This is a genomic window from Mucilaginibacter sp. GW821-FHT07G05 (genome assembly GCF_059418565.1).
This window is the reverse complement of the sequence record NZ_JBWKQC010000006.1, coordinates 176,415-194,585: the sequence shown is the minus strand read 5'-3', so window position 1 is coordinate 194,585 and position 18,171 is coordinate 176,415. Positions and strand designations below refer to the sequence as shown.

The 18,171-nt window shown below is 45.8% G+C and carries 13 protein-coding genes; 6 read left to right on the top strand and 7 right to left on the bottom strand.

Features of this window, described 5'->3' with window-relative positions:
- The first annotated feature begins 56 nt into the window (after window positions 1-56).
- Genes AC07NA_RS16595 through AC07NA_RS16585 form a run of 3 tightly spaced genes read left to right on the top strand, consistent with a single transcriptional unit; the run spans window position 57 to window position 2,984 of the window.
- A complete protein-coding gene (locus AC07NA_RS16595; protein WP_494898712.1) occupies window positions 57-1,109 on the top strand; it encodes a sensor histidine kinase in 1,053 nt (350 codons plus the stop codon).
- A gap of 13 nt (window positions 1,110-1,122) precedes the next feature.
- Complete coding sequence (locus tag AC07NA_RS16590) at window positions 1,123-2,283, top strand: redoxin domain-containing protein (protein WP_494898710.1); 1,161 nt, start codon at window positions 1,123-1,125, stop codon at window positions 2,281-2,283.
- Window positions 2,280-2,984: a LytR/AlgR family response regulator transcription factor gene (locus tag AC07NA_RS16585; RefSeq protein WP_494898709.1), complete on the top strand. Its 705-nt coding sequence runs from the start codon at window positions 2,280-2,282 to the stop codon at window positions 2,982-2,984. The genes AC07NA_RS16590 and AC07NA_RS16585 overlap by 4 nt, the downstream gene beginning before the upstream one ends.
- A 79-nt stretch (window positions 2,985-3,063) precedes the next feature.
- Here AC07NA_RS16585 and AC07NA_RS16580 read toward each other — a convergent pair whose 3' ends face one another.
- From AC07NA_RS16580 to AC07NA_RS16570, 3 genes are read right to left on the bottom strand one after another with little or no spacing between them, the layout of a single operon-like run.
- Entirely contained in the window at window positions 3,064-5,163 is a 2,100-nt protein-coding gene (locus AC07NA_RS16580; protein WP_494898708.1) for a beta-galactosidase, read from the bottom strand.
- 11 nt (window positions 5,164-5,174) lie between these two features.
- Window positions 5,175-6,647 (bottom strand): glycoside hydrolase family 30 protein, encoded by a 1,473-nt coding sequence (locus AC07NA_RS16575; protein ID WP_494898707.1) that lies wholly within the window; start codon window positions 6,645-6,647, stop codon window positions 5,175-5,177.
- Between the two features lie 2 nt (window positions 6,648-6,649).
- The gene (locus tag AC07NA_RS16570; RefSeq protein ID WP_494898706.1) at window positions 6,650-8,851 is read right to left on the bottom strand and encodes a TonB-dependent receptor; all 2,202 of its coding nucleotides are present in this window, start codon (window positions 8,849-8,851) and stop codon (window positions 6,650-6,652) included.
- 180 nt (window positions 8,852-9,031) lie between these two features.
- Here AC07NA_RS16570 and AC07NA_RS16565 point away from each other — a divergent pair, with 180 nt between their 5' ends.
- Together AC07NA_RS16565 and AC07NA_RS16560 are read left to right on the top strand one after the other, a co-directional pair.
- Window positions 9,032-9,769 carry an NUDIX hydrolase gene (locus tag AC07NA_RS16565; RefSeq protein WP_345210841.1) on the top strand — a complete coding sequence of 246 codons (738 nt, stop codon included), beginning with the start codon at window positions 9,032-9,034 and terminating at the stop codon, window positions 9,767-9,769.
- 100 nt (window positions 9,770-9,869) lie between these two features.
- Window positions 9,870-10,892: a nucleoside hydrolase gene (locus AC07NA_RS16560; RefSeq protein ID WP_494898705.1), complete on the top strand. Its 1,023-nt coding sequence runs from the start codon at window positions 9,870-9,872 to the stop codon at window positions 10,890-10,892.
- Window positions 10,893-11,054: 162 nt separating this feature from the next.
- Here the strand turns inward: AC07NA_RS16560 and AC07NA_RS16555 are convergent, their stop codons facing one another.
- Window positions 11,055-12,464: a sugar MFS transporter gene (locus AC07NA_RS16555; RefSeq protein WP_494898704.1), complete on the bottom strand. Its 1,410-nt coding sequence runs from the start codon at window positions 12,462-12,464 to the stop codon at window positions 11,055-11,057.
- 94 nt (window positions 12,465-12,558) lie between these two features.
- Complete coding sequence (locus tag AC07NA_RS16550; protein WP_494898703.1) at window positions 12,559-14,916, bottom strand: glycoside hydrolase family 3 N-terminal domain-containing protein; 2,358 nt, start codon at window positions 14,914-14,916, stop codon at window positions 12,559-12,561.
- A 486-nt stretch (window positions 14,917-15,402) separates the two neighbouring features.
- Here AC07NA_RS16550 and AC07NA_RS16545 point away from each other — a divergent pair, with 486 nt between their 5' ends.
- Window positions 15,403-16,833, top strand: coding sequence for an NAD-dependent epimerase/dehydratase family protein (locus AC07NA_RS16545; RefSeq protein WP_494898702.1), 1,431 nt, complete (start codon window positions 15,403-15,405; stop codon window positions 16,831-16,833).
- A 1-nt stretch (window position 16,834) separates the two neighbouring features.
- Here the strand turns inward: AC07NA_RS16545 and AC07NA_RS16540 are convergent, their stop codons facing one another.
- Together AC07NA_RS16540 and AC07NA_RS16535 are read right to left on the bottom strand one after the other, a co-directional pair.
- Window positions 16,835-17,242, bottom strand: coding sequence for a DUF4345 domain-containing protein (locus AC07NA_RS16540; protein ID WP_494898701.1), 408 nt, complete (start codon window positions 17,240-17,242; stop codon window positions 16,835-16,837).
- Window positions 17,243-17,266: 24 nt separating this feature from the next.
- Entirely contained in the window at window positions 17,267-18,082 is an 816-nt protein-coding gene (locus tag AC07NA_RS16535) for a CPBP family glutamic-type intramembrane protease (RefSeq protein ID WP_494898700.1), read from the bottom strand.
- Between the last annotated feature and the right edge of the window lie 89 nt (window positions 18,083-18,171).

Here is an 18,171-nt window from a genome sequence, read left to right as displayed (position 1 = left end):
AATTATAAGGTGTGCAAATGCTTCATTTACTTTGATCCGGAAAAAGTAAAAAGAATATGAATCGGAGCATTCGCAAAATAGCACTTAGCTGGTTACTGCATTTTGGTGTGGTGTTGGTAATGATCAACCTGTTTACGGTTGTGCCTTACCTGTACAATGTTAGCCGTTATGGCAATTACCTTTTTCATGAAGACAAAACACCGGTAAGCGGCTGGGAGTATTTGCTTATGGAAAATTTCAGTTACGATGTTATTGTGGCAATGGTGTTTATATTACTCGTAGAGCTTGTTTATCACTGCGGTTTTAAACGCTTACGGTGGTATACCTTCGCTATGGTTTGCTTGTTGATCAGCATACTGTCGTTTACGATGCTGCCTTTGTATCATCCCGATACGTTAAAGATAATGGGTGTACTTTCAGCTACTAAGCCTATACTCCTGATGACTGCTTATGCCATAGTGTACGGCATCATTCGCGATTATTTTGATCAGCTAAAACATAAAAAAGCACTGCATCTGCAACAAACAGAAAACGAGCTGAATGCCTTAAAATCGCAGTTGAACCCTCACTTTTTGTTTAACAGCCTTAACTATTTATACGGAACAGCATTAAAAGAAAAGGCAACCTTAACGGCCGATGGTATCGACTGCTTATCAGACCTTTTACGATATACCATTACCGGTATGCACACCAATTTGGTGCCCCTTGCAGATGAAATACAGTTTATTAACAACTACCTGGCCTTGCAAAAGGTACGCCTGCCCGATAAGGAACATATCAAGATTGATGTACACATCACCGCTGCCGAACCCGGCTGGAAGATTGCCCCCCTGCTGCTGCTCACCTTTGTCGAAAACGCTTTTAAATATGGTATCAGTATGGATGAGGCCAGCGAGGTAAGTATTCAACTGGATCTCAGCAATGGCTACTTAACCTTGCGGGTAGTTAATAAGATAATTAATGGCCTCACCGAAGTTAAAGGCAGCAACACCGGGATTAAAAGCACCGTTAAGCGGCTGCAACTGCTATACCCGGAGAGTTACCAACTTGAAAATGTTAATACCGGTACCGAATACAAGGTTTTACTTCAACTTCAACTAACTCAATAAACCCCTCAATTTCATGAAAAAGTACATGTTTTTACTGGTAGCGCTGCTACCGGCCTTAACGATTATTGCCCAAACAAAAACCGATAGTGCCTTTAAACTAACCATCAAAACAACAGGAATAAAAAATGATTTGCCCATATTTTTGGCTTACCAGGTAGATGGTCGCAAAATAATTGATTCGGCAAAACGTGATCCGCATACTGGTGTTTACGTGTTTCGTGGTAAGGTAGACAGGCCCTCATCGGCTACTTTATTAGCCGATGAGGGCAGGGTAGGTTTGCAAGGTTTGATAAAAAAAACCAATACCGGTGCCAAGATTGATTTGCTGCGGTTTTACCTGCATCCTGGTAATATCAGCATTACAGCCAAAGGCGCATTGGCGAATGGTAGTTTTACAGGGTCGATAATCAATCACGATAATCAACTACTGCAAAAATCATTAAAACCCATATATGACCGGCAATTAGCCGTAAGTGTACAATTGCGAGCCACGCGTGATACCCTGTTATCGCGCCGCTTAGGCAGGGAGCTGGATAGCTTGAGCAGGCTTCGCAAACCAATTTTGAAGCAGTTTATTGTAGATCATCCGGATAGTTATATAGCACTCACGAGTTTATCGGAATATGCCGGTTCCTTTCCGGATATTGATGTTATTTACCCGATGTTTCAGAAGCTTAGTCCGGCTGTTAGGGCAACTGCGCTTGGTAAAGAATACGAGCAGTTTATAATGAGTAAAAAGAACCTGGTTGCCGGTACAAAAGCGCCGGAGTTTACACAAAACGATACCGAGGGCAAGCCGGTTAGCTTGTCATGCTTCAGGGGCAAGTATGTGCTGCTCGATTTTTGGGCATCGTGGTGTGGCCCTTGCCGCGAGGAAAACCCGGCCATCGCAAAGCTATATGCTGATTTCAGCGATCGTAATTTTACTATATTAGGTATATCTTTAGATGCTGCCGACGGAAAAGCTGCCTGGTTAAAAGCCATAAAAGATGATGGCCTGGTATGGACACAGGTATCAGACCTTAAACATTGGAGCAACCGTGTGGCAAAGCTGTACAGCATATACGCCATACCGCAAAACTATTTGATTGACCCTAACGGGATTATTATTGGTAAAGGGCTTAGTCACGATGAATTACGGAAGAAGCTTAACGAAGTATTACCCCAAAAATGATAAAAGCGATAGCGATAGACGATGAACCTGTAGCACTGGATATTATACAGCTGCATGCCCAAAAGGTGCCTTACCTGCAACTGGACGCCGTATTTGTGAGCGCTACCGAAGCTTTGGCCTATATGGCAGCAAACCAGGTTGATCTTGTTTTTGTGGATATTCACATGCCCGATATTTCGGGGCTGGAGTTTGCCGGGTTAATTAAACATAAGGCACAGGTAGTTTTTACTACCGCGTATGCGGAGCATGCGCTGAAAGGCTTTGACCTGGCGGCTACCGATTATTTGCTGAAGCCTGTCAATTTCAGTCGTTTTTTGCAGGCTTGCCAATTGGCCAACAGCCGTAAACCGACGGCTTTGAACAGAGATGCTGAACATGCAAAAAGCCTGTTTGTTAAAGATGGCCATAATTGGGTGCAGATAGTTTTTGATGATATACTGTACTTACAGGCGCAGGATAACTACGTATGTATAGTGGAGCAAAACAGGCAAACACTTACCCGCATTACCCTGGCCGAAATGCAAACTAAACTACCCGGCGACCGCTTTTTGCGGGTGCATAAATCATATATAGTGGCATTGCCGAAAATAGAAAAGGTAGAGAATTATCAAATAGTAATTAACACGGAAAAAATCCCGTTATCGCGAACCGCGCGGGAGGAATTGTTAAAGCGCTTAAATACAATCACTAACGAAGTTTGACGGCACAAGCATCCCATAAAACAAGAAAAGCCCGGGTCACCGACCCGGACTTTCCTAATAAAACAAACATTGACCGGAGCTAACGTTCCTCCAGTATTTTTATACCCCATGCGGGTATGGATAGCTGTGTGCCCGAAGCGGTTTCGGCATCTGTCAATAACTCCTTACCTGCTTTGTGCGGGTAAGTAAATGTTTGCGGCTGCGCCGAATAATTAAAGTAATAATGGATGGTTTTGCCCTGCTGGTTCACGCCCGATTTTACAATGAGCGGGAAGTGCAGCTGTTGATCGGCACCCCAAAGTCCGGCAGTTTTTACGGCGTTCTCCATTATTTTTTCGGTAAGTACATCGCCTGTCATGCAACCTATATAGGTTGCCACTCCCTTGCCGTAATTGTTTTGGGTGATGGCCGCGTACTTGCCCCAAACCGGGTGATCATAAGTGGCCAGCACTTTGGCAGTGGTAGGAGTGATCAGTTCCATCCATTTCTGTATGGTGTTGTTTTCCTTACCCACATTAAACGGATCGCCTTTTAACGATACATTTTCGGGGAAGGTAAACTGGCTGTAGCTGATACCGCAGCCTTCGCTGATAATACCCGGTTGCTTAACCGAACGCACCTTTACGTTCTCGTTGGAGTAGCCGCTTTTAAAGGTATACACAATATGGCCGCCGTTTTTTACAAACAGGTTAAGCCTTTGCAACAGGCTGTCGGGCGCGGCATATAGCGCGGGTACAACCAGTAACTTATAATTTTCGAGCTTGCTGCTTGGGTCAACAAAATCAACACCAACATTGAGGCGATAAAGCGCGTCGTATAAGGGGCGCAGTATATCGTTGTAATTTTCGGTACGGCCCCAGCCGAATGAGAACGCGTTGAAAGCCGTTAATGCTTCATTGCTGAACAGTACGGCAACCTTATTGGTCTTTTTCAGGTTGACCAGTTTATCGCTTAGCTTTTTAAAATCGGCACCAATGGTTTTGGCTTCATCATAGGTTGGATTTGGTTCAAAATCCTGGCTCAGCAAACCCTTCCAGTAAGTTTCTGCCGAATTATGGATGGAGTGCCAGTGCCAGTACGACAGCATGCTTGCACCCGAAGCCAAATGGCTGAACGCCTGTAAACGTAACTGCCCCGGATACGGAAGCCATTGCGGAAAGCCCTGTGCCTCAGTTTCAATCACCATATAGTTTTGGCCGTTCTTCATGGAGCGGGCCACATCACCGCCGAAAGAAATTTCGGTACCGGTAAGTTGATCCTGCGATGGGTGATAGATATCTACCCCGGCAATATCCATGGCTTTTGCTGCCGCGAAGTGGTCAACATCGGGCTGAATGCCGTACGAATAATTACGCCATTCAAAATCAAAGTTTTGTGTGATGAACTGCCCCGGCCGTTTGTATTCGCGTACAATGCCTGCCTGCCATGCCAGGTAATCGGTAACCAGTTTACGCTGAAATTTGGCGAACTCCGAGGTTAGGCTGGCATTGATGCTGCCGTTAACCGACGGAAAATCGTCCCAGCTGTTGATGCGGTTACTCCAGTAATTGAGGCCGAATGCTTTGTTCAGGCTATCCAAACTTGGATATTTAGCTTTCATGTACTCAACAAACTGCTTTTGCACATTGGGGCCGCTGGTGCCATAGGCTTTGGTTTCATTATCTACCTGGTAACCAATAATGGCCGGGTTATCCTTCACGTGTTCCATTATCTTGCGGACCACTTTTTCGGCATGTTCCCTGAAATGGGTGTTGGTGATATCCATGTTTTGCCTTGCCCCATACTGGTTTTGGCCCTTGGCGGTAATAGCCAGTACATCCGGATATTTTTTTGCCAGCCAGGTAGGCACGGCGTAGGTAGGCGTACCCACAATTACCCTGATGCCTGCTTTATGCATGGCGTTTAAAACCCTGTCGATATGCGTAAAATCATACACATCTTCCTGCGGCTCAACGGTGCCCCAGGTTGATTCGGCAATGCGCACCACGTTGATGCCCGCGGCCTGCATCATTTTTATATCCTTGTCCAAACGTTCATAGGGCATATACTCATCGTAGTAAGCCACACCAAATAATAGCTTATCGGGTTTGTACTGCGCGCTGGCTTGCGTTGCTACAGCAAAAAACAATGCCAGCATGCACCATAGCTTCAGCTGTTTTAAATGGAATATACTTTGCATAATACCGCTATTTAGTTTTTAATGTAAAAGGTATGAAACGAATCGGGCGCTAATTCAGGCTCCCAGGTTTTGCCGCCCGCGTTAATGCTGATCTTTTTGGCAGCTGTGCCCTCGTTATAAGCTACGATAACCATGCTCTTGTCGGGGTTTTGAAAGGCCAGTAAATTACCAAAGCTGCCATCGGTTTGCAGGCGGTACGCGCCCGGTTTTATATAATGGCTAAAGTGTTTCATTAAGTAATATTCGTAATTGTACTTATAGGTTTTGGCGGTGGTATCAACCGTAATTAACGAATTTTGGAACCAACCCCAGGTACTTTTGCCGCCGTTTTGCAAGGAGATGTTCCAGTACATGTAGGCATTGGCGCCGTTGGTTAAATAGTGTTTCATCAGGCTCCAGGTATAGGTGCAATACTTCCAGTCGTTAAGGCCGTTGCCGCATTCCTGTTCAGATTGATAGAGTTTCAATGCCGGGTACTTTTGATGTATAGTAGCTATGGCATCCTTACCCGCCCATTGAAAGCCCGCGCCCTTAATGTATTTGCCGCTTGCCGCGCTGCTGATCACCGTATCGGCCAGTTTAGGGTTGCCCCGCTCTACCGTACCCATAAAAACATCCACACCCAGCTTGTTCATTTCGGGGCCTAAATAGCTCACGAATTTCGATAGGCCATCGGCCGTCCAGGTGCAGCTGGGGAATGTTTGCGGCGAGTTAAACTCGTTTTGCGGCATCACCATATCAATGTTGATATTTTGCTTACGGTAAGCCTTAATGAATTCGGCAAAATAATTAGCGTAGCTTTTAAAATGCTGCTCATCCTGTATAAACATGTTGATGCCTTCTTTTCCTTCTTGTCCCGGTTTTACGCCATTATCCAAACTGTCAAAATCAAAACGCAGATCCTGCCATGCCTTAACACCCGTTTTAGGGAAGGGCGCGCCCGCGTATTGTTTATTCACCTTCATCCATACCGGCGGCGACCATGGCGAAGCCCAAAGTTTCAATTTCGGGTTTTGTTTAAGCGCGCTTTTGATAAATGGGATAAGTGTTTCTTCATCGTTGGCAATACTGAAATTGGTTAGCCCGAAATCGCCGTCGGTTTCATCATAAGAGTACCACTTGCGTGCAAAATCGTTAGCGCCTATGGGCATGCGGCAAATATTAAAATTGGCACCCGCGCCCGGCGAAAACAGTTCCTTAAAAATAGCCTGCTGGTCTGCAGCCGGTAATACGTTCAATGATGTCCATCCAAGTTCGTTAAAGCATCCGCCCCAGCCATCAATTACCTGTAACTTTTGGTTGCTAATGGTGGCATCAGCCGTTTTGCCTGCCTTACCTGTCGGGATATTATGCTGTACCTTCCAGTTTTCGGTAGCGCTTGAGGTAACCCATTCCATGGTTTGCGCGCCTGCATTGGCAGTCAATAATTGCGCAATGCCGACGGTTGCCAGTGTGCGCGCTAAAAATTTCAATCGATTGCTCATAGTTAAAATTTAAAGTTAACAGTTGCTTCTACAGTAAATGGCCTGATGTATGAACCGGTTAAAATACTGTTGTAATACGGCGACGGATCGGTGATGAGTTCCGCGCCTGAGATAGTGCCCTTAGCACCGCGCTGATTAAGCGGATTCACTACCGTCAGCCCAAAATCGTAATGTTTATTAAGGGCAAAGGTAGCGCCTGCAAAAGTTTCCCAGCGGCTTTTAAAGTACAGTACGTTGGTAAGGTTGGCAAACTGCTGGCTGTACGAACGTAAACTTGCCCAAAAGCGCCATTTGTTCATGGTATAGCTTGGGTCAATTTCCATCAGTACTTTTGATATTTCCAGTACGCTTTTGCCATTATAATTATAATCGTTACCAAACGCGCTGAAGGTATAGTTGCGGTAAACCGGATCTTGCAGGGTAATTAAATAGTGCAGGTTAAAGTTTTTGAACGGCGAAGTAACAATGTCGGTAGTCCAGCCGATGGTTCTGATACCGTAGTAAACCGTTGCGGCCTGTGCCTGGCTGCTGTTGGTAGGGTTAACCAGGTTTAAACGGGTTTGCACGTTATCCCTCGTTAAGTAATTCACTGCCGATACCAGGCTGAATTTATCGCTGTTAAGGTAAATACCGAAGCTACCGTAAGGGCTTTTGCTTACACGAACCATAGGGTCAAGCGCGCCCGAATAATTTTCGAGCCTGCCGCTTTGCTCGGTATACATGGCCTCTGCCAGTAAACCAAACTTAGGGGTTATTTTATATACCGCGTTTATATCAAAGGCCTTGTTAAAGTAGTTCTTATCAAAATTGGTGGTTTGCAAATCGCCCAGTACAATACCCGGACTGCGTTGCTGCTCGTAATAATCGCCTTTTACCTTGTTATATTTTAAGTTTAAGCCGTATGTAACGGTAAGCTTGTCAGACACCGTCCAATCGTCGGAGAAAAATGCGGCTACCTTGTTCTCATAGCCATTGTGGTATTCGCCGGCTATGTTGTAGTTGTAAAAGCCCGCGTCGTCGGTGTTAGAGCCATCGGTAGCGCCGCTTCTGTACAGCTGCGCCGGGTTGGCAGCTACTTCCTGGTAATAAAAACTACGGTTCGAGGTAAATTTGTTTACATTATAGTATGATTCGGTAAGGCCTATGCGCCAGTTATGTTTATCGGTTTTCTTTACAATTTCTACCCGCGACATCAGCGTATGCGTAGGTACATTCGGGCTATACATGCCCATTACTGATTGCACATCGCCGGTATACCTTGATCCATCAGAATAAGTAAAATTATCTGCCGATGATTGCGATACCGTACCTAACGGAATGGCGTAAAACAAGGTAGCCTTGGTGGCATGGTAACGGGCGTTAAAGTTCAGTTTCCATGAGTCGTTAAGGGCGTAGTTACCTACCAGGTCGATAGTATGGGTTGATGAGGTAGCATCGCTGCCCAGGTTTTTATCCATGTATTCGCCGGTTAAAATATCCTTAAAGCGAATGGTACCACTGTTTAAGAAGTACGAATCGCGGCCGATACGGAAGTTTGATAGCTCCTGCGCCACACCGCCCTCCTGGTACCTGAATACGCTGTAATTGGTAAGCGATGCCGAACTGGAGTATTTATAAAATAAGCTCACCTCGCCTTTATTGTTGTTGAACAGCTTGGTTAAACCCGCGCGATAGATCTGCGTTTTATCAACATAGCGGGCAAATTTCATGTCGTAAGTTGATGGGTCGAAGTTTTCGTATACGCCTGCCGTATAAAACCAGTTGTTTTTCAACGGCCCCGATAGCGTGATGTCACCCTTTAACCAGCCAAACTGATTGGTTGATAAGCTACCCAGCAGTTCGGTTTTAGCGGTGCCTTTGCGGGCATAAGAGTTTACGGCATAACCTAAGTCGCCTTGTGTAATGGCAACTTCGCCCAGTTTAAGCAAACCTACTTTGCCCAGGCTATTGCTTTGGCGCCATGAGGTGGTAGGCAGTTCGGGCCAAAAGAAGTGCACAACCGGCATATCATTCTCTAAAATAGTGATACCGCCAACGTTTGATGGTAAGCCGATGTTCACCTCGCGCGGGCCAGTATTGCTGGCGGCGTTTAGCATTACGTTACGGTTTTCTTCTTCTTTGGCAGGCGCTTTCGTTTTTTTAACGCGGGTAGTATCTGCCGGTACCGGTTTCTCTGTTTGCTGGGCTACGGCAAAAAATGGCATGCTATGAACGGCTATGCACAGTAACAACTTATGTTTCCTTATCATAATGGGGAATAAAAAATTTTATAGGTTGGTAATAATTGGGGCAATGATAAATTTTATTGCTTCAATATGAAGCAATAGTAAAGTGTTTTTATGAAACTTCCAAATTTTTATGCTACGAATATTACATTTGTGGTAATGAGCATTAACGAAAGGATTTTAGCTAATAGTAAAACGCTGTGGGAAACTTGCATTCCTCACTTATCTGTTGATAGCGTGGTTTTTGGTTTTCATGACAGCCAGTTAAATGTTTTATTACTGCGTATAGGCGGCGATCAGAAATGGATACTGCCCGGCGGTTATGTACAAAAGCAGGAAAATATTGACGCGGCAGTTGAGCGTGTTTTAAAAGAGCGTACCGGCGTAGACCACATATTTTTGCACCAGTTTGCCACCTTTGGCGAAGCAAACCGTTCCGAAGCTTACTTTAAAGATTACCCTGATGACCTTTGGCACAAGCAGCGTTTTATATCAACCAGTTATTATGCCCTGGTTGACCATACCAAGGTAGTGCCCGTAACCGATGAATTTTCGGATGCCTGTGAATGGTGCCCGGTAGATCAGATCCCCGAAATGGTGATGGACCACCGCCGCATACTGGATAAAGGCCTGGAGGTACTACGCGAACAGCTTACTTATAAACCCATCGGTTATAATTTATTGCCCGATGAGTTTACCCTTACCGAACTACAAAATTTATACGAGGCCATATTAGGCACCACGCTTAACCGCGGTAATTTTTACAGGCGTATAATGAAGTACGATATTTTAATTAAGCTGCCAAAAACCCGCAAGGGAGGAGCCCACAAAGCACCCGACCTGTACAAGTTTGACCCGGCTAAGTACGGTGAATCTTTAAAGAACTTTAACTGGTAAGCTATTAATTAAAGGGAAGTACCGCTATTATTATTGTGATAATAGTTTGATTTAATGAAATATTCTTTATTATTGCTTCTTTATAAAGCAATAATAAAGAATGCAAAAATTTATCTTAATGGTATCGCTGCTGTTGCTGGCCGATACTACTATTGCCTTTAGTCAGAAACAAACAAAACCCGAAAGTGCCATAACGCCGCGTATGCGGGTTATTGTGGATAACGATTTCAGCGGCGACCCCGACGGGCTTTTCCAGCTCGCGCACTTGCTGCTGTCGCCATCGGTGGAGGTAAGGGCTATCATTGGCTCGCACCTTAAGGTGGGCGACGGCTTTGATAACTCCACCACCCAGGCCGATAACGCCGCCAAAAAAGCCACCGAACTGCTCAAGGTAATGAAGCTGGATGGCCGTATCCCGGTTATCGCGGGTTCAAACACGGCTATGGTGAATGATAGTACGCCCGTTAAAAGCGCGGCCGTAAATGCCATTATTAAAGAAGCCCTGCGTACCGATACCCAACAGCCGCTGTACATACTTTGTGGCGCGGGCTTAACCGAAATAGCTTCGGCCGCGTTAACAGATCCGCAAATTGCGGGTAAGCTTACGCTGATATGGATAGGCGGCCCGGAATATAGCGATCTGGCTTTGCCACCGCCTAATTACTCCAACCCCGAGTATAATTTAAATATTGATATAGCCGCTGCTAAAGCCTTGTTCAATCGTAGTAATGTATCAATGTGGCAGGTGCCGCGTAATGCTTACCGCCAGGCTTTGTTGCCTTACTCGCAGCTGCAAACCCAAATAAAACCAAAAGGTGTTTTGGGTAGCTATTTAAGCGGAGTGATTGATAACCTGATGGTGATGCTGAAAAAATATCAGCTCAATATTGGCGAAACCTATATCATGGGCGATAGTCCGCTGGTGTTGCTTACGGCTTTACAATCCTCTTTTGAGGCCGACCCATCATCAAGCACTTATGTATTAAAAAACGCCCCGCTTATTAACAACGCGGGCGCTTACGAATATAATGCCAAAGGCCGCAATATAAGGGTATACACCCATTTGGATATCAACCTCATGTTCAACGACTTTTTCGCGAAGCTTGCTCTGTTGAAGAACTAATTTATCAATACCCCCGCCTTATAGTTAGTTCTATGGGCGGGGATTGATGTTAAGTTGGTCGACCTTCTTCGGCTTTGCCTTGAAGAGGGTTGAAAAAATAAAGAAACCCTTCTTTGCGAAGCAGAGAAGGTAGTCGGGCGAAGCAAAGACCGGATGAGTAATTTAATGCCCTCCCTTTGCAGCGCCCATGGTTACATGGCTAAACTTGCGCCAGCAGTAATAACCAAAAAATATGAGGTACAGGTAATTTATTACAGGCAACAGCAAGGCTGTTTGTATTCCCACCACATCGGTAAGGGCACCCTGCGCCAGCGGGAACACCGCCCCGCCAAGTATAGCCATTACTAACAGCGACGAGCCCTGGCTGGTATATTTACCCAGATCGGCAATGGCCAGTGTGTAAATATTGGAGTACATGATTGAGTTAAACAAACCTATCGCGATAACCGACCACATGGCCGTATGCCCGCCCGTAAAAACGGTGATAAGCAGCAATACCACGTTAATCGATGCAAACAGCAGCAATGTGCGGCCCGGTGATGATTTGCCCAGCAGAAATGCCAGCAGGTTGATAACGATAAATATCAAAAAGGGCCGGGTTTGCGCGAAGGTAAGATCAACAATAGAAAATATCACCCCGAAAACCAGCACGGCCGTTACCACCATATACAGTATCTTTTTTACAGCAGTTAATGATTGATTGAGCGATATAGCCCCTAAAAACCGGCCCAGCATGGCACCTCCCCAGTATAAGGCCAGGTAGTTTTTGCTTACGGTTTCGTCAAGCCCGGCAATATCCCCGTGTTTAAGCAGGCTGATGATGAAACTGCCAATGGCAACTTCGGCACCCACGTAGCAAAATATAGCTACCACACCCAGTTTAAGGTTCATGAATTTTAAAGCGCCAAGGCCCTGGGTTTCCATTTCTTCGGATGCGAACTGCGGCAACTTAACCCGGTAGATCAGTAACATCAGCAGCAGAAAGATCCCCGCGAAAATAAGATAGGGCATACGGGTTGATGCCGCGGTGATCACCCCATTATCTGAAAAAAATTGCAGTATCAAAAAGCCGCCCAATACCGGGGCAATGGTTGTACCCAAAGCGTTAAAAGCCTGCGTTAAGTTCAGCCTGCTCGAAGCGCTTTCGGGCGAACCCAACAAGGATACATAGGCATTGGCCGCTATTTGCAGCAGCGTAAAGCCTAAGCCCAAAACAAACAGCGCGGCCAAAAATAAGCCATAAACCCCTGCCGTAGCCGCGGGGTAAAACAAGGCGCAGCCTATAGCCGATACCAGCAAACCCAGTAAAATACCGTTCTTATAACCTATGCGGTTAATAGGGTCACCTTTGTAATAGGAGATAAAGAAATAAATGAGCGAGCCGATAAAGTAAGCGCCAAAAAAGCAAAACTGTATCAGCATTGATTGGGTGTAGGATAGTTTGAACAGCTCTTTGAGGTGCGGTATCAAAACATCATTCATGCAGGTGATAAAGCCCCACATAAAAAAAAGCGAAGTAAGCGTTACTAACGGAAGGGTATAGTTAGTAGATGCCGGTTGATTTTTAGCCATGTTATTCAAAAAAATATAGAAGTGTGCAAAATCTGCATAAAAACAAACAAAGCAACCCTTTCGGGCTGCTTTGCGGCTTTAAATTACAATAGTTTTACTTTTTAAGTTCCTTAATTAGGGTTAAGGGAGTCAACACATGTTTCAGTTTAGCGGCTTTAATAGCCTGTGCCAATTCAAAGTCTGCTGTTTGTTTTATATTAAGCGATGACGCGCCGATCTTTACCGTATAAGCGCCCGCGTCGGCCACCCATGCGGCCTGATCCGGATCATACGAAGCCAGATCGGCCGCGTTTATGGTAAATATAAGCGTTGCCGATTCGCCCGGTCTTAACAGGATGGTTTTGGCGAAACCTTTCAGCTCGATAGCCGGTTTGTTTAAGCCTTTACTCGGCGCGCTGATATATAACTGCGCTACCTCTTTACCGGCTACCTTACCGCTGTTGGTAACGGTTACTTTTGCTTCCAATGATTTTCCGTTGAATTTGCTATCGCTCAAAACCAAATTGCTGTACGCGAAGGTGGTGTATGATAAGCCGTAACCAAACTCATAAGCCGGTTTAATATTAAAGGTATTGTAGTAACGGTAACCTACATAAATACCCTCATCATAAGTAACCTCTGCCGGTTTACCCATCAGCGGGTTGGCCGGTGTTTTATCATTAGGGTTTAACAGTTTACCCGGGAATGTTTTAGCCGAAGGCACATCACTGTATTTAACCGGGAACGTGGTAGCCAGTTTACCTGATGGGTTCACCTTGCCGCTTAGTACATCGGCAATGGCGTTGCCGCCCTCAAGGCCCGGCTGCCATGCCAAAAGTATAGCATCGGCATTATCGCGCCAGCTGGCAATTTCGGTTACGCCGCCTATGTTAAGTACCACAACCACTTTTTTACCTTTGGCATGGTAGGCCGCGGCAATTTGTTTAAGGTTTTGCCTTTCAGCAAAGGTTAAATCAAAATCATCGGCTTCCTGCCTGTCGCCGCCCTCGCCTGCGTTACGGCCAATGGTTACGATGGCTATATCGGTATTGGTGGCTTCGTTTTGCAATAGTGCACCCGTTACCGGTATTTCGGCAATAGGTTTAGGCGCGAAGAAAGCAATAGCCGCTTTAGGCTGTTTCGCTTTTTCATCGGCAATATATTTTTGATATGCTGCCTGTAAACTTGCTTCGGGCGCGTAACCTGCATTGGCCAGGCCCTGGTGTAATGATATTACGTATTGCTTGTTTACATCTCCGCTGCCGGTACCACCTGCTATCAGGTTGTATGAGGTATTACCAAACAGGGCCACTTTTTTACCTGCTGTAAGCGGTAAAGCATCGGCATTGTTTTTCAGCAATACCATACCTTCGGCGGCAGCCATGCGGCTAACGCCCGCGTCTTTTTCCAGGTCGGGTTTATCAGAGTAAGCATATTTATTAAACGACGGCGATTTTAAAATGATGTTCAAAATGCGCTCCACGTTTTCATCCAGTTGCGTACGGCTAACTTTGCCGCTTTTAACAGCAGCCATCAGATCTTCAGTTTGCGCGGTAGTGCCCGGCATAATCATATCGTTACCGGCATTCATTTGGGCTACTACGTTTTTGCCGCCAAACCAGTCGGTCATTACAAAGCCTTTAAAGCCCCACTCATCACGTAAAACAGTGGTCAGCAGGTCGCGGCTTTCAGAGGCATAAGTGCCATTGATTAGGTTGTACGATGACATCACCGTCCACGGGTGCGATTTGGTTACCGCTATTTCAAAACCCTTCAAATAAATTTCGCGCAGGGCACGCTCGCTTACATGGGTGTTCAGCTGCATACGGTTAAACTCCTGGTTATTAGCCGCGAAGTGTTTAATGGATGTACCCACGTTGTTTGATTGTATCCCGTTTACAAAGTAAGCGGCCATATTACCCGCTATCACCGGATCTTCGGAGTAATACTCAAAGTTACGGCCACCCAACGGGTTGCGGTGAATGTTCATGCCCGGAGCCAGCAGGATATCGATACCATAATCGCGTACCTCGCTGCCGAATGCTTCGCCCACTTTACGTACCAGGGTGGTATCCCAGCTTGAGGCCAGCAGGGTAGCGGTAGGGAAGGCCGTAGCGTAAAAAGTACTATCATTTCCCTTACGTTTTGGGCTGATGCGTACACCGGCAGGCCCATCGGACAATACAATAGATGGGATACCTAAACGCGGAATAGCATGCGTACGCCCTGCCGCGCCGGGCACTTTTTCGGGGACTTTGGCATCTTCAGGATCGGCCGGAGGCAGAATACCGTCGGGAATACCGTCGTAATTCATGCCCATGCCTATAAGTAGTTTAACTTTTTCTTCGGGTGTCATGGCGGCAACCACTTCCTTAACGGGGGCTTCGCCTAATTGGGGTGCTTGATTTTTGTCGGAGCACGACAGCAATGGTAAAAATATTACCAATGGTAAGAACCGGGATGCTTTCATCATTTATGTTGCAGTTAAAATTGGTTAAAAATTATTATTGCTTCAATATGAAGCAATAATAAGATGTTTTTTCAGCAATTCCTAAAAAAATAAAAGCGCACAAATAAATAAAAGCGGTATTCAGGCTGAAAGCGGGTATATGAGTAAGAGAGGTAAAGAGAATTTTACATTGATGTTATTTGGGGGGGAAGTAGATATCCTTGTTAAGATAAGGATATGGCTTGCCGGGGGTGTCAGTTGTTGGGAAGCACACAAAAGGTCATGCTGAATTTATTTCAGCATCTCACGAGCAGGTTAAACACTTCGTCTATTTGAGACCTTTCCAATGGGATATCGAAATAAATTGCATCTGCTTAAATAACTGAAAATTAGCCTATTGTTAATTAAAAATGTATATTAGCGTAACAATAAATAAACCCGAATTAAATATCCGGCATAGCAACTATCCATCGCCGTGTATTTTGTTTGCCTAACCTAATCTTCATTTTTATGGACAAAGTAATTGTTACCGGGGCCAACGGCTTCGTGGGCTCGCATTTGGTGCCTTTGTTAATTGAAAAAGGTTTTGATGTGCATTGCCTGGTGAGGTATACCAGCGATATATCCTCATTACGCGGACAAAACGTTACGCTCCACATTGGCGATACCCGCGATATTACTACGCTAAAAGCACCTATTGAAGGTGCTAAATATATATTTCACCTTGCTGCCCGCTTACTGGTTACCACCGAAAAAGATTTTAACGAAACCAACATAGAAGGCACCCGCAATGTATTTGACGCAGCCGAACGTTACGCCAAAGATAGCCTTGCCCGCCTGGTATTCGTATCCAGTTTGGCATCGGCAGGGCCCAATCCATCTGCCGAACCCTATACTGAAACCGCTACGCTCAACCCCATATCCATGTATGGCCGCTCAAAAAAACAGAGTGAGGCTGTTGCGCATAGTTATTACGACAGGTTGCCGGTAACCATAGTACGCCCCGCCATTGTGTACGGAGAGCGCGAGCAGGACTTAAGCCAGATCTTCCCCCTGGTAGAATATCGCTTGCAGCCCAAGCTGGGCCTAACCGAAAAGCTATCCAACGGTATTTATGTTGGCGATTTGGTGGAGGGCATTGTTGCTGCCGCGCTTAGCGACAAAAGTATCGGCGAAACCTATTTTCTGAACAATGCCGAACTGCTTACCTCGAAAAGTATAGTGCAAAAAATAGGCGAGGCCATGGATAAAAAAGCCGGACTGGCTATTGGAGTGCCCGATTTTTTGATACGGGGAATGGCACCCATAAGCGAACTGGTTTACTTTTTTAACCGCGACAGGCCCAAGATGACCAAAGACAAAGCCCTCGAAGTAACCCGCAAATACTGGCTCGCCGATCCGTCAAAGGCACAGCTCGATTTTGGCTGGGTGGCACGCCACGATATGGTAAGCGGTCTGCGCAAAACTTTGATACCCTATTTTGCCGAAAAAAAGATACTGCGCGAAATGGCGCTCGAAAACAATGGTATCCTGTGGTTAAAATATTTCCTTACCGCGTTCGCTTTGGGTTGTATTGTTGAGCTGATATCATTCATAGGCAAGTTTTACACCTTTACCCCCGGCTGGCTCATTTTTGTAATTATTATAGGGGCATTCGGGCTGCTTTTCGCCAGTTTGGCCAAGGCGTTGCGTAAGCAAAGCGCCTGGCTGCAATTTGTAGTGGGCGCTTTAAGCGCAGGCTCTATTGAACTGATCAACGTTCTGGGCATCTTGGGCAATTACCACTGGGATTTTGCCCCCGGCTGGCCGCTGGGCATTACCAATGTTTGGGTACGTACTGTAGTTTTAGCTTTGCCGGGTGGTGTATTTATATTGTTGTTGAACTTTTTAATGCGTGCCAGTTACAAAATGCGGCTTGATAAAGAGGGCGACAGGGCATAGATCAGCGTACCGATTTTTGCAGCCATATAAACAGCACCGGCATACCCACCAGTTCGGCGAGGAAAGAGCCGAGCACGGGCATGTGGAACGTTGCGCCATCCGGCTGAAACAGGCGGCATAACCCACCCACAAAAACAAGGATGCAGGCAAAAAGCAGTTGCGGCAAATAGCGGTACACATTAGTAACCGACCATATAAAGAACAGTCCAAGCGCCAGCCAAACCCCGCCCACAAAACGCACATGGCTATCCTGAATCAGGTAAGCCTTTTGATCGGTCACGGTGAAAAAATTCTTTGAGCCGCCCCAGCCCAGTGTGAGCATACCACCGGCCGCAATGTTAAGTCCGCTTAAAACAATATAAATGCCTGTAAGTACGAGTACTATTTTCAGGAAGATCAGTTTTTTCATGAGCTTGATTTTTTGAGTAGCTTTTTAAAAAAGGATATGTAAGCGGTGCAGTATCATGGCATCTAAAAATATATTGAGCCCCCAGTGTGCCAGCGTAACCGGCCATATCGAGCGCAGATGGTACGTAAAAATCCCGGTGACAAGTCCCCATACGGGTGTGCCCCAAAGTTCGGGCAGGGGTTTGCCCATGTGCCACATGGTATAGGCCAGCATTTGTATAATAAGGCCAAAGCCGATGAAATAATTGTTGCGCTGCGGATTTTCGCGTACGTAGGTATCGTGCATATCGGCCAGGCCAAAGAGAATATATCCCCTGAAAATAAATTCGATAGTGATAAAGAACGGGAAGTAGGCCAGCTCGTACCATACAAACTCACTAACCGAGGTAAACGGCTTATAAAAAGGGTAAACGGCTTGCATAGAACTATCACCGCTGATCATATAAAAACCGGGGCCGAGCACTGCCACCAAAAACAGGAAGATGAATACGCCCGTCCACCGTTTGCCTTTTTCGGGTAAGCCCAGTCCGTATTTACTTAATGGTTCTTTAAACAGCAAACGGATCAGCACAATAGGCACCACCACCAGCAATATGGCCCCGCCGATAAAAGAGATCAGTTCGCGATCCCAGGCCAGGCCGGGGATGATAGGCGCACGGCAGCAAACGTTTTCGCCGGGTATGGTCCACTTGGGAATAATAAAACGCAGCAGATCAAAATTACCATGATAACCATAGATCATCAGCAGCAAAAAAGCCGAGAACATGATGATGAAGTGGTTATTCCTGAAATAGCTTCCAAGGGTGCGTGGCACCAAACGGAGTAGGTCGATAAAGCTCATAATCGTAATGTTTCAGGTTTAATGGAAGATGTTTGCCGGATGGAAGAGGCAATTATCTGTTTATTAGTCACTTAAATTATAAATTTCTT

Bases quoted from the DNA above. Each gene is read 5' to 3' on its own strand.
- AC07NA_RS16545 (WP_494898702.1), top strand. From the start codon at position 15,403: ATGGACAAAGTAATTGTTACCGGGGCCAACGGCTTCGTGGGCTCGCAT.
- AC07NA_RS16540 (WP_494898701.1), bottom strand. From the start codon at position 17,242: ATGAAAAAACTGATCTTCCTGAAAATAGTACTCGTACTTACAGGCATT.
- AC07NA_RS16550 (WP_494898703.1), bottom strand. From the start codon at position 14,916: ATGATGAAAGCATCCCGGTTCTTACCATTGGTAATATTTTTACCATTG.
- AC07NA_RS16595 (WP_494898712.1), top strand. From the start codon at position 57: ATGAATCGGAGCATTCGCAAAATAGCACTTAGCTGGTTACTGCATTTT.
- AC07NA_RS16580 (WP_494898708.1), bottom strand. From the start codon at position 5,163: ATGCAAAGTATATTCCATTTAAAACAGCTGAAGCTATGGTGCATGCTG.
- AC07NA_RS16560 (WP_494898705.1), top strand. From the start codon at position 9,870: ATGCAAAAATTTATCTTAATGGTATCGCTGCTGTTGCTGGCCGATACT.
- AC07NA_RS16535 (WP_494898700.1), bottom strand. From the start codon at position 18,082: ATGAGCTTTATCGACCTACTCCGTTTGGTGCCACGCACCCTTGGAAGC.
- AC07NA_RS16565 (WP_345210841.1), top strand. From the start codon at position 9,032: ATGAGCATTAACGAAAGGATTTTAGCTAATAGTAAAACGCTGTGGGAA.
- AC07NA_RS16585 (WP_494898709.1), top strand. From the start codon at position 2,280: ATGATAAAAGCGATAGCGATAGACGATGAACCTGTAGCACTGGATATT.
- AC07NA_RS16555 (WP_494898704.1), bottom strand. From the start codon at position 12,464: ATGGCTAAAAATCAACCGGCATCTACTAACTATACCCTTCCGTTAGTA.
- AC07NA_RS16570 (WP_494898706.1), bottom strand. From the start codon at position 8,851: ATGCCATTTTTTGCCGTAGCCCAGCAAACAGAGAAACCGGTACCGGCA.
- AC07NA_RS16590 (WP_494898710.1), top strand. From the start codon at position 1,123: ATGAAAAAGTACATGTTTTTACTGGTAGCGCTGCTACCGGCCTTAACG.
- AC07NA_RS16575 (WP_494898707.1), bottom strand. From the start codon at position 6,647: ATGAGCAATCGATTGAAATTTTTAGCGCGCACACTGGCAACCGTCGGC.